Annotated in this window: 13 protein-coding genes and 1 pseudogene; 6 read left to right on the forward strand and 8 right to left on the reverse strand. The window is 65.3% G+C overall.

Going from position 1 to position 11,138, the window contains the following annotated elements; genetic code table 11:
• The 4 genes and pseudogenes from ACE3TQ_RS26315 to ACE3TQ_RS26330 all read left to right on the forward strand — a co-directional run.
• Nucleotides 1-363 (forward strand): annotated as a pseudogene (locus tag ACE3TQ_RS26315) (hypothetical protein); the annotation flags it as partial.
• Nucleotides 364-449: 86 nt separating this feature from the next.
• Entirely contained in the window at nucleotides 450-1,202 is a 753-nt protein-coding gene (locus ACE3TQ_RS26320; RefSeq protein WP_374586632.1) for a GNAT family N-acetyltransferase, read from the forward strand.
• 69 nt (nucleotides 1,203-1,271) lie between these two features.
• On the forward strand, nucleotides 1,272-1,742 hold the full coding sequence (locus ACE3TQ_RS26325; protein WP_374586634.1) for a DUF1348 family protein: 471 nt from the start codon (nucleotides 1,272-1,274) through the stop codon (nucleotides 1,740-1,742).
• A 1-nt stretch (nucleotide 1,743) separates the two neighbouring features.
• The gene (locus ACE3TQ_RS26330; RefSeq protein ID WP_374586636.1) at nucleotides 1,744-2,301 is read left to right on the forward strand and encodes a TetR/AcrR family transcriptional regulator; all 558 of its coding nucleotides are present in this window, start codon (nucleotides 1,744-1,746) and stop codon (nucleotides 2,299-2,301) included.
• A gap of 60 nt (nucleotides 2,302-2,361) precedes the next feature.
• Here ACE3TQ_RS26330 and ACE3TQ_RS26335 read toward each other — a convergent pair whose 3' ends face one another.
• From ACE3TQ_RS26335 to ACE3TQ_RS26360, 6 genes are all read right to left on the reverse strand, one after another.
• Nucleotides 2,362-2,649 carry a hypothetical protein gene (locus tag ACE3TQ_RS26335; RefSeq protein ID WP_055934583.1) on the reverse strand — a complete coding sequence of 96 codons (288 nt, stop codon included), beginning with the start codon at nucleotides 2,647-2,649 and terminating at the stop codon, nucleotides 2,362-2,364.
• Nucleotides 2,650-2,783: 134 nt separating this feature from the next.
• Nucleotides 2,784-3,464 carry an ABC transporter ATP-binding protein gene (locus ACE3TQ_RS26340; protein WP_374586639.1) on the reverse strand — a complete coding sequence of 227 codons (681 nt, stop codon included), beginning with the start codon at nucleotides 3,462-3,464 and terminating at the stop codon, nucleotides 2,784-2,786.
• Nucleotides 3,465-3,467: 3 nt separating this feature from the next.
• A complete protein-coding gene (phnE, locus tag ACE3TQ_RS26345) occupies nucleotides 3,468-4,256 on the reverse strand; it encodes a phosphonate ABC transporter, permease protein PhnE (protein WP_374586641.1) in 789 nt (262 codons plus the stop codon).
• A complete protein-coding gene (locus ACE3TQ_RS26350; protein WP_374586643.1) occupies nucleotides 4,253-5,098 on the reverse strand; it encodes a PhnE/PtxC family ABC transporter permease in 846 nt (281 codons plus the stop codon). Before ACE3TQ_RS26350 ends, phnE begins: the two co-directional genes overlap by 4 nt.
• Nucleotides 5,099-5,101: 3 nt before the next feature.
• Nucleotides 5,102-5,923, reverse strand: a complete 822-nt coding sequence (locus tag ACE3TQ_RS26355) for a phosphonate ABC transporter ATP-binding protein (protein WP_374586645.1) — start codon at nucleotides 5,921-5,923, stop codon at nucleotides 5,102-5,104.
• 2 nt (nucleotides 5,924-5,925) lie between these two features.
• The gene (locus ACE3TQ_RS26360; protein ID WP_374586647.1) at nucleotides 5,926-6,783 is read right to left on the reverse strand and encodes a putative selenate ABC transporter substrate-binding protein; all 858 of its coding nucleotides are present in this window, start codon (nucleotides 6,781-6,783) and stop codon (nucleotides 5,926-5,928) included.
• Between the two features lie 111 nt (nucleotides 6,784-6,894).
• Here ACE3TQ_RS26360 and egtD point away from each other — a divergent pair, with 111 nt between their 5' ends.
• Both egtD and egtB read left to right on the forward strand, forming a co-directional pair.
• A complete protein-coding gene (egtD, locus tag ACE3TQ_RS26365) occupies nucleotides 6,895-7,896 on the forward strand; it encodes an L-histidine N(alpha)-methyltransferase (protein ID WP_374586649.1) in 1,002 nt (333 codons plus the stop codon).
• Complete coding sequence (gene egtB / locus ACE3TQ_RS26370; RefSeq protein ID WP_374586651.1) at nucleotides 7,889-9,076, forward strand: ergothioneine biosynthesis protein EgtB; 1,188 nt, start codon at nucleotides 7,889-7,891, stop codon at nucleotides 9,074-9,076. Before egtD ends, egtB begins: the two co-directional genes overlap by 8 nt.
• A gap of 83 nt (nucleotides 9,077-9,159) precedes the next feature.
• Here egtB and ACE3TQ_RS26375 read toward each other — a convergent pair whose 3' ends face one another.
• Entirely contained in the window at nucleotides 9,160-10,788 is a 1,629-nt protein-coding gene (locus ACE3TQ_RS26375; RefSeq protein ID WP_374586653.1) for a methyl-accepting chemotaxis protein, read from the reverse strand.
• A 129-nt stretch (nucleotides 10,789-10,917) separates the two neighbouring features.
• The coding region (locus ACE3TQ_RS26380) for a DUF4214 domain-containing protein (RefSeq protein ID WP_374586655.1) at nucleotides 10,918-11,138 on the reverse strand (221 nt) is incomplete at its 5' end.

The raw sequence follows: 11,138 nt of genomic DNA on the forward strand, positions 1-11,138 counted from the left end.
GCGAAGCCTGCCGCCAAGCCAGCCGCCAAGCCAGCCGCCAAGCCAGCCGCCAAGCCGGCAGTCAAGCGCGCCGCCGCCAAGCCGGCGCCAGCCCCGGCACCGGCCGCCAAGCCGGCAAAGGCCGACAAGCCGGCCAAGCCGCACAAGGAAAAACTGGTGCGCGACAGCTTCACCATGCCGGAAAGCGAGTATGCGGTGCTGGGCCAGGTCAAGAAAACCTGCCTGAAAAACGGCATCGAAGTGAAAAAATCGGAACTGCTGCGCATTGGCGTGGCGCTGATCAGCCGCCTCGACATGGCTACTTTGAAGCAAGTCTTGTCCTCCCTGCCGCAGCTGAAAACCGGCCGCCCGAAGAAGGACTGATTTGTCACGCAGTTGACATAAAGCTGTCATGTTCGTGAAGCAATACAAGGCCACACTGGCTTCGTCACTACAAGAAAGGACGAAGCATGCAAACCTTGATTGCAACCGCCGAGCAACGCGTCGCAACGCCGCGCCTGGTCCTGAGCATGGCAGCCACCCCGGAAGAGGTGCGCGAGGTGCAACGCCTGCGCTATAAAGTCTTCATCGAAAACCAGGGCCTGAGCGCCCTGGCCACCCCGGATGGCCTGGACAGCGACGAATTCGACACCGCCTGCGACCACCTGATCGTGCGCGACACCGCCACCCTGAAAGTGGTCGGCACCTACCGCCTGCTGAACCCCGCCGGCGCCCGCAAGCTGGGCCGCCACTACTCGGAAAACGAGTTCGACCTGGGCCGCCTGAAGCACCTGCGCAGCCGCATGGTGGAAGCGGGCCGCGCCTGCATCCATCCCGATTACCGTGGCGGCAGCGTGATCATGCTGCTGTGGTCCGGCCTGGCCGAATACATGCGCCGCCACCAGTGCGAATACCTGATTGGCTGCGCCAGCATCAGCCTGGCCGACGGCGGCCACAATGCCGTCGCCGTCTACGAACAGCTGCGCCAGAAACACTTGGCGCCGATGGAATACCGCGTCACGCCGCACCTGCCGTTCCCGGTCGAGAAGGTGGAAGCGGCGCGCAGCGCCCAGGTGCCGGCCTTGCTGAAAGGCTACCTGCGCTCCGGCGCGTGGATCTGCGGCGCGCCGGCCTGGGATCCTGATTTCGAAAGCGCCGACCTGTTCGTGATGATGCCGCTGGCAAACCTGGATAACCGCTACGCGCGCCACTACAACGTTTAAAAAACGTGCTATCCTTTCTGTACCGATCGGTAAATTGTAGTCCGATCGGTACATTTGAAAGGATCAATCATGTCTGTACGACCACCTGTACCACCCTTCACCCGCGACAGCGCCATGGAAAAAGTGCGCCTGGCCGAAAACGGCTGGAACACCCGCGACCCCGAGAAAGTAGCCCTGGCCTATACCGAAGACAGCTGGTGGCGCAACCGCGGCGAGTTCGTCCAGGGGCGCGTCGCCATCGTCGCCTTCCTGCAGCGCAAATGGACGCGCGAACTCGATTACCGCCTGATCAAGGAGCTGTGGGCGCATGACGGCAACCGCATCGGCGTGCGTTTCGCGTACGAATACCACGACGATTCGGGCCAGTGGTACCGCGCCTACGGCAACGAGAACTGGGAGTTCGACGCCAATGGCCTGATGCACCACCGCCACGCCAGCATCAACGAGCATCCGATCAAGGCAGAGGAGCGCAAGTTCTTCTGGGACCGCAGTGGCCCGCGCCCGGACGACCATCCAGGCCTGACTGAGCTGGGGTTCTGACATGGCACGCGTTGTCGCGGAACGGGAAGACGTTCTCCCCCTGCTGGCGGAGGTTTTCCGCACCTACGGCTTTGAAGGCGCCAGCCTGGCGCGCATCAGCGAAGGCACCCGGCTTGGCAAAGGCAGCATCTACCACTTCTTCCCGGGCGGGAAAGAGGAGATGGCCGCTGCCGTGCTGGCGGAAATCGAGCAGTGGTTCCGCCTGCACGTGTTCGAGCCGCTGCGCGAAAGCGCGGACGCGGCAGCTGGCGTGGCGGATATGTTCGCGCAGGTGGAAAGCTACTTCCTGTCCGGGCAGCGCGTGTGCCTGGTCGGCGTTTTCGCGCTTGGCAGCGAGCGCGATCGCTTCGCCGATGCGGTGCGCGACTACTTTGCCGAGTGGATCGAGGCGCTGGCGGCGGCACTGGTGCGCTGCGGCCGTAAAGGCAAGCAGGCGACTGCGCTGGCGGAGGAAGTGGTGGGGGGAATTCAGGGAGCGCTGGTCCTGGCTCGCGCGTTCGACAGGCCGGCGATTTTTAGGGCGACCCTGAAACGGCTGCAGGAAAGGCTGCAGGAGTGAAGCGGTGAATCGGCGCCGGTGAATGCGATGCCGGCGCCTGGCATCTCAGCTTAGCTGCGCTCAGTGTACTGAGGCATTCGACAGCTCTTTTAGCTCCCGGATAGAGAGCTCGGACTTTTCGTGCATGCGCAGCAGGATGGTAGCCCCTACTGCCAGCTTGCGGTGGCGGATCTTGCTGATGATAGGCGGTTGCACCTCCAGCACCCGACAGAGCTCCGCATCGTTCTTCAGGTGCATCTTCTCGATTAGCGTGTCGAGCAGCTTGTTCGGTACGAAGCTCGATGGTTCCAGGGCGCGGGCCCGGTTCATTGCCTCGATCAATTCCAGTTTTTTCTGCCTAACGCTCATTTGCTCCTCCCTAACGTTGTTAACTACGTGGATAGAAAAAGCAGGCTTGAAGGTCTATTAGTAACCAAGCAAGTTAATTAAATAATACTCCGGTTACAAAAAAAGCCAAGAATTTGTGTGAGAAATAATGAGATTTATTGCGCGGCAGGGTTGACGAGTGTTGTATCTTGTAGTCCATGTTTGGTGAGTCGCAGCACTTTGTCCGCTTTGGCTGCAGCGGCGGGCGAATGGGTCACCATGATGGCAGTCGCGCCGCTGGATTTGAGTTCCTGGCGCAACAGTTGCAGTACGGCATTGGCCGTATCGGGATCGAGGTTGCCGGTCGGCTCATCGGCCAGCACGAGGGCCGGGCGATGCACCAGGGCACGGGCAATTGCCACCCGTTGCATTTCACCGCCGGAAAGCTGGTGCGGATAATCGTCGCCGCGTCCAGCCAGGCCAACCGCCTCCAGCATGGCCAGTTCGCGCCCCTGCGGCAGGCCGTTCAGCAGCAGGGGCAGGGCGACGTTTTGCCGTAGAGTAAGATGGGGCAGGACGTGGAAGGCCTGGAAGATGAAGCCCATGCGGGCGCGGCGCAGGCGGGTGGCGGCGTCGTCATCGAGCGCCGCGAGCGGCGTGCCGTCGACAATGATGGCGGGTTCGGCGCCCGGGTCGGGCTGGTCCAGGCCGGCGATCAAATTCAGCAATGTCGATTTGCCGACGCCGGAGTCGCCCATGATGGCGACGAACTCGCCGGGGGCGAAGGTCCAGCTCAGGCGGTCCAGCACGCGCCGCTCGCTGGAGTAACTCTTGCTAAGGTTGCGCAGTTCCAGCATGGCTTACCTGGTCAGTGCGCGGCGCAGCGCGAAGCTCAGCGCATCGACCAGCGCCACCAGCAGCAGCATGGCCACGATCACCGTCGCCGCCCGGTCCATCTGGAACAGCGACAAGTGGTATTTCAGCATTTGCCCGAGGCCGCCAGCGCCCACCACGCCCAGCACGGCGGCGGCGCGGATATTGTTCTCCCAGCGGTACAGCGTGTAGGACAGCATCTGCGGCAGGGTTTGCGGCAAGGTGGCGTAGAAGAAGGCCGCCATCGGCGTGGCGCCGTTCAGGCGCAGGCTGTGCTCCGGCAGCGGCGGCGCGTTTTCCAGCGCGTCGGCGAACAGGCGCCCCAGCACGCCGGCCGTGTGCGCCGCCAGGGCCATGGTGCCGGCGAAGGGACCCAGCCCGGCCGCCACCAGCAGGATCGAGGCCCAGACCAGTTCCGGGATCGAGCGCAGCACGTTGAGCAGGCCGCGCACGGCGGCGCGCGGCGCCCGGCCGAAGCGCCCGGCGCCGGGAATGGCCAGCAGCAGGCCGCCGGCCACGGCCAGCAGGGTGCCCAGGGCCGACATGGCCAGCGTCTCGATGGTGGCGACGGCGGTCTTGCGCAGGAAGCCGCTGGCCATTTCCGGCGGCGTGAAGCCGGCCAGGAACTTGCCCATGCTGGTCATGGCCTCAAGTGTGAACAGCTCGCCCAGCTTGAGCGAGAGCGTGGCGAAGCTGGCGCCGACCAGCGTCGCCAGGGCGGCGGCGAACAGCCAGCCGGACCAGTTGCGCGGCGGCGGCGATGGCATGTGGTTCATCCCAGCCTCCGGCGCAGGTATTTGGAGACCAGGTCGGCGGCGGCCACCAGCAGCACGAACACGATCAGCATGGTGGATACTTCGCCGCCGGCCAGCATCTTGGTCGATTCCTCCATGCGCTGGCCCAGGCCGCCGGCGCCGACAAAGCCCATCACCACCGAGCCGCGGATCGCGCATTCCCAGCGGTAGACGGTGTAGGACACCAGCTCCGACGCCGCTTCGGGCAGCGCGCCGTACAGCAGCGCGGCCAGGCGCCCGCTGCCGTTCTGCAGCAGAACGTCGCTGGCGTGGTGGTCGGTCGATTCCAGGATTTCCGCGTACACCTTGCCCAGCATGCCGCAGTAGGTGAGGGCGATGGCCAGCACGCCAGCCGTCGGGCCCAGGCTGAAGATGCGCACGAACAGCAGGGCCCACACCAGCTCCGGCACGCTGCGCAGCACCACCAGCAGCCAGCGCACCAGCTGGCGCACCAGGCGCGGGAAGGGCGCAATGCGGCCGGTGCCGACGCGCGAGATCGAAAGGCGTTCGGTGACCAGCAGGGTGGCGGGAATCGCCCCCAGCAGGGCCAGCGTCAGGCCGCAGGTGGCGATGGCCACCGTCTTCCACGCTTCGCGCGCCACCATGGCGAGGAACTCCGTGTCGTGCGCGGGATTAAGGAAGTCGGCCAGGAAGCGCCAGGTGGCCTGCAGGCTTTGCAGGTCGAACAGGATCCAGGGATAGAACTCGGTCGCTACGGCCAAAGGCCACAGCAGCAACAGGCCGACCACGATCATGGTCACGCGCTGGCGCCACGCCGGGTCCGGGTGCTGGGGCGAAAAGGGAACGGAAGGAACGTTATGCATCGCTTACAGGCAGGCCCCGACTGCCAGCTTGGCAGCCATTTCCTGCTGCTGCGGCGAATTGGCGGGCGGCAGTTCGCCGAGATAGAGTTCGTCAACCATGGCTTGCGTGACCTGTTCGCGCGGCAGGTCGAAGGCGACGCGGCCATGCTTCAGCGCCACGATGCGCGGGAAGTGGGCCAGCGCCAGGTCCACCTGGTGCAGGCTGCACACCAGCAGGGCATTGCGCTCGCGCGCTTCCTGCTGCAGGGTGTTCAGGGTCAGTTGCGACAGGGCCGGGTCGAGCGCGGACAAAGGCTCGTCCACCAGCAGCGCTTGCGCCGACGACAGCAGCAGGCGCGCCAGGCCGCAGCGCTGGCGCTCGCCGCCGGACAGGCGGTCGACGCGCGCATACAGCTTGTCGCCCAGGTTGAAGCGTGCCAGGGCGCGGAAGGCGGCTTCCGGGTCGGCCGGCTTGAACAGCGAGAGCAGGGCCTGGCCCAGGCTCCAGTGCGGCAGGCGCGCCGCCAGCACCGCCGTCACCACGCGCTGGCGCGGCGGCAGCGGCGGCGTTTGCGGCGCCAGGAACAGGCGCTTGCGCATGGCGTGGCGGCCGGCATCGGTGAGCTGCCAGGGATCGGTGCCGAATGCCTGGAACTTGCCGCTGTCCGGGCGGTGCGCGCAGGCCAGGGTGGCCAGCAGGGTGGTCTTGCCGGCGCCGGAAGGGCCGATCAGGGCGACCTGCTCGCCAGGTTCGAATTGCAGCGAAATGTCCTGCAGCGCAAGGCCGCGCGTGCCGCCCACGTGGCGGACGGCGAGGCCTTGCAGGTCGTAACAGGCAGAGGACATGCTTATTTCAGCAGGCCGGCGTTCTTGGCTGCTGCTTCGATATTGGTGTAGTTGGCAGCCTTGGTCGGGATGAACTTCGACGCGCGCTGCAGGTCCAGGATCGCCTTGCCTTCAGGGTTGCTGCTGTCCAGCGCCAGGAAGGCATCGGTGATCTTCTTCTTCAGCGCGTCCGGCATATCGGCGCGCACGGTCCAGTTGTAGTCGTAGTAGGCCGGGGTGGTGTAGAACACGCGCACCACGGCTGGGTCGACTTTTTTCTGCTCGTTCAGCTTTTCCCATACCGAGATATTGAGCGCGCCGGCATCGACCTTGCCGCCGGCCACGGCCGCGACGGTGGCGTCATGCGCGCCGGAGAAGGAAATGCGTTTCAGGTCGGTATCCGGGTCGATCTTGGCGGCCAGCAGGAAGGAGCGCGGCATCAGGTGGCCCGAGGTAGAGGATTCGGAACCGAAGCTCAGGGTCTTGCCTTTCAGGTCGGCCAGCGAGTTGATCGACTTGTTGGTGGTGACGAAGACGGAGCGGAATTTCTCGTCTTCCACGCGCTGCACCAGCGGCACCACCTTGCCTTTGCTCATATGGTTGGCCTGCACGAAGGTGAAGCCGCCGAACCAGACCATGTCCAGCTTGCCGTTCACCAAGCCTTCCACCGAAGCGGCGTAGTCGGTCACCGGGGTGAACTCGACTTTCATCGCCAGTTTCTTCTCCAGGTACTCGCCCAGCGGTTTGAATTTGCGCTGCAGCTCGGTCGGCGCCTCATCGGGAATGGCGGAGACGCGCAGGACTTGCTGGGCTTGTGCGCCGGCTGCGGCGAAGAACACACCGGCAGCAAACAGGGCGGTGCGGAGGGAGAAGATGGCCATGAAGGATCCTTATTATTACGTTAATGACGAGCCGCACGCCTCACGGGAGGGCACGGTACCTGGTCTTGGATATTCGGCTATGATAGCAAAAATGTCCCTGGAGCCTCAGCCATGACCTTGTCACGCACGGCAGCGATCCACATGGTCGCACAGCAAACCAGCAGCAAGCCAGCCGGAGTTGCCCATGGCGATGCGGCCACCATTGCCGACATCAGCGCCGGATTGCTGGCGCCGCAGGCCACCACTTCCCCCAAATATTTTTACGACAGCCTGGGCTCGCACCTGTTTGAGGCCATCTGCGAATTGCCCGAGTATTATCCGACCCGCACCGAAGCGGCCATCTTTGCCCGCCACGGCGCAGAGATGGCGCAGCGGTTGGGACCAGGCGCCACCTTGGTCGATTTGGGCGCCGGCAACTGTGCCAAGGCCGCCAGCCTGTTCCCGCTGCTGCAGCCGCGCCAGTATGTTCCCGTCGATATTTCCAGCGATTTCCTGCAGCAGGCGGTGAGCCAGCTGCGCCAGCGCTTCCCGGCGATTGCCATCACGCCGCTGGTGACGGACCTGGCGCAGCCGCTGTTGCTGCCGCCCTCGGTGCCGGCGGCGCGGCGCCAGTTTTTCTACCCCGGTTCGTCGATCGGCAATTTCACGCCGCATGAGGCGGTGGCCTTCCTGCGCCAGGTGCGCGAGAACGTCGGCGCCGATGGCGGCCTGCTGATCGGCGTCGACCTGGTGAAAGACCCGGCCGTGCTGGATGCCGCCTATGACGATGCGATCGGCGTGACGGCCGCCTTCAACCTGAATCTGCTGCGCCACCTGAACCACCTGGCCGGCGCCAACTTCGACCCGCTGCAATGGCGCCACGTGGCCTTCTTCAACGATGCCGAAAGCCGCATCGAGATGCACCTGGAAGCGCGCTGCGCGCTCAGCGTGCAATGGCAGGGCGGCGAACGCTCGTTTGCGCAGGGAGAGCGCATCCACACGGAGAACAGCTACAAGTACACCGTGGCCGGTTTCACCCGCTTGCTGGCCGACGCCGGCTTCCGCGTCGATGGCACCTGGACCGACGATGCACACTGGTTCGCGGTGATGCACGCCGCAGCGGCCTATGCGTGATGCCTGTCCCTGGACCGAGCGCTACCTGCAAGTGCGGGCGGCGACGCTGGAGCTGGCCGCGCCGCTGTCGGACGAGGATTGCGGCGCGCAGTCGATGCCGGACGCCAGCCCGGTCAAATGGCACCTGGCGCACACCACCTGGTTCTTCGAGACCTTTATCCTGGAACGCTTCGAGGCCGGCTTCCAGCCGTTCCACCCGGCGTTCCGCGTGCTGTTCAACTCCTACTACAACGGCGTCGGCGACAAGCACCCGCGGCCGCAGCGCGGCCTGCTGACGCGGCCTGCGCTGGCCGAAGTGCGCGCCTACCGCGCCAATGTCGACGCCCGCATGGCAGCCCTGGTGGCGCGCCGCGGCAACGATGCCGCGCTGGCCGCGCTGCTGGAGCTGGGCCTGCAGCATGAGCAGCAGCACCAGGAGCTGATCCTCACCGACGTCAAGCACCTGATGGCGCAGAACCCGCTGGCGCCGGCCTACCTGCCGCCGCCAGCTGCGTCCCAGCCAGGCCAGGCCGGTGCGCTGGACTGGCAGCGCTGCGAAGGCGGCCTGTGCGACATCGGCCACCAGGGCGACGGCTTCTGCTTCGACAACGAGCTGCCGCGCCACAAGGCGTATGTGGCGCCGTTCGAGCTTGCCTCGCGCCTGGTGACGAATGGCGAGTACCTGGCCTTTATCGCAGCCGGCGGCTATGCCGACCCGGGCCTGTGGCTGGCCGAGGGCTGGGACTGGATTCGGGCGCAAGGCATCGAAGCGCCGCTGTACTGGGCGCGCAACGCCGCCACGGCAAGCGGCTGGGACGCCTTCACCCTGCACGGCCGCCAGGCGCTCGACCCTGCCGCGCCGGTGACCCACATTTCGCTATACGAAGCCGACGCCTACGCCCATTGGGCCGGCGCGCGCCTGCCGACGGAAGCCGAATGGGAATACGCCGCCCGCACGCACCGGCTGCAGCAGATGTTCGGCCACTGCTGGCAATGGACCAGCAGCAGTTACGCGCCATACCCCGGCTTCCGCCCGGCGGCGGGCGCGATTGGCGAGTACAACGGCAAGTTCATGGTCAACCAATACGTGCTGCGCGGCGCCAGCCTGGCCACCCCGGCCGGCCACTCACGCCCCAGCTACCGCAATTTCTTCCCCGCCAGCGCCCGCTGGCAGTTCACCGGCATCCGCCTCGCACGCTAGAAAAAATGGGGACGTACCCCATTTTTCGCTGCGCGAAAAAATGGGGTACGTCCCCATTTTTTCGTCCCCATTTTTTTCAAGGATCAGGCCACCAGCCTTTCCGGTTGGCGTAAAGCGGGGCGGGTGGTGTGGCGGGCGGCGCTGGGGGCGGGGGCGCTGACCTGGTCGCCGGGCAGGCGGAAGCGGGCCACCAGGCGCTCCAGTTCGCCCGCCTGGTCGCTCATGGCGGCGGCAGCGGCGGCGGCCTGCTCGACCAGTGCGGCATTCTGCTGTGTGCCCTGGTCCATCTGGATAATCGCCATATTCATCTGCTCGATGCCGTCGGTCTGCTCGCGGGTGGCCACCGATATCTCGGCGACGATCCTGGTCACGCGCTGCACCGAGGCCACCACTTCATCCATGGTGGTGCCGGCCTGGGCCACCAGGCGGGCGCCGGCGTCGACCTGGTCGACGGAGTTGGAAATCAGCTCCTTGATCTCTTTCGCCGCGCTGGCCGAGCGCGCCGCCAGGTTGCGCACTTCGCTCGCCACCACGGCGAAACCGCGCCCCTGCTCGCCGGCGCGTGCCGCTTCCACGGCGGCGTTCAGGGCCAGGATGTTGGTCTGGAAGGCGATGCTGTCGATGACCGAGATAATGTCCACCACCTTGCGCGAGGATTCGTTGATCGAGCCCATGGTCGACACGACTTGCGATACCACCTCGCCGCCGCGCTGCGCGACGGAGGAGGCGGAGTTGGCCAGCTTGTCGGCCTCCTGCGCGTTCTCGGCATTGGCCTGCACGGTGGAGGTGAGTTCCTCCATCGACGAGGCGGTTTCTTCCAATGCCGACGCCTGGGTTTCGGTGCGCGCCGACAGGTCCATATTGCCGGTGGCGATTTCGTTGGAGGCGGACGCGATCGCCACCGTGCCATTGCGCACCTGGCCCACGATCTGCGACAGCGAATCGTTCATCTCACGCAGCGCTTGCAGCAGCTGGCCTGTCTCATCCTGGGTGCTGGCCTTGATCTGGCTGGTCAGGTCCCCGGCCGCCACCGCGCGCGCCACCTGCAGCGCGTAGTTGATCGGCTGCGTGATGGAACGCGTCACCCACAGCGCGCAGGCGCCCCCCAGCAGCAGTGCCGTGGCGCCGAGGGCGATCATCATCGTGTGCGCGGAGCCGATGTGCTGCTTGATCTGGGCGCCGTTGGTGGCGACGATGGAGTCCTGCAGGTCGGCCAGTTTTTCCACCGTGGCCTGCAGTTTGGCCAGGCGCGGCATGGTCTCCGACATGGCGCGCTGGGTGGCCTGTTCGCGCTGGCCTTCGCCGAGCAGCTTGAGCACGCCAGTGAACGACTGCACGTAAGCGACACGGTCGGTCGTGACCTGGGTCAGCAATTCCCGCCCGGCTGGCAGGTAGACCAGCTTATCGAGCGTGGCGAGGGCCTCGGTGATGATGGTTTTGTTGGCGTCGACCTGCTTGCGCAGGTCGGCCACCTGCGCGGCATCGGTCACGACCAGCAGCTGCAGCACCAGGGCCGCGTTGGCGCGCGTGGTGGCACTGATGGTCGCGGCGGCGTCGGCCTTGACCCAGTCCTTGTCGATGATGGTGGAGCTTAAGTCGCCGATACTGGACAGCCGCTGGCTGCCGATGGCGATAAGCATCGTCATCAGGGCAAAGACAATGGCGAAACATAATCCCAGGCGGGTCCCGATCTTCAGGTTCGCAATGCGCATGACTGCTCCTTAAGGCGGCTGGAAAACGATTTACCAGTATATAGGCAATCGCGGCCGGGAGCGCATGTGCGGGGCGACGGCAGGCGTCGCCCCGTATGGGACTGTGCGTAATACTACACTTGCAATTTGCTAGCCTTGATAGGCCAGGTAATCGATGCCGTGCTGCATGGAGCCAATCACCTGGGCGTAGTTTTCCTTGCTTTCGCTGAAGCCATACAGCACGGTGCCCAGGCTGGCCTTCTTGTTGTCGAGCACGTCGAGCCACCAGGCGAAACCGTCGTTGTCGGGCTGGCGGTGCAGGGCGTACTCGTAGATCTTGGTCAGCATTTCCTTGTTGCTGACGTTGACGC

Source organism: Pseudoduganella sp., assembly GCF_041914865.1.
In the GTDB taxonomy this organism is placed as follows: domain Bacteria; phylum Pseudomonadota; class Gammaproteobacteria; order Burkholderiales; family Burkholderiaceae_D; genus Rugamonas.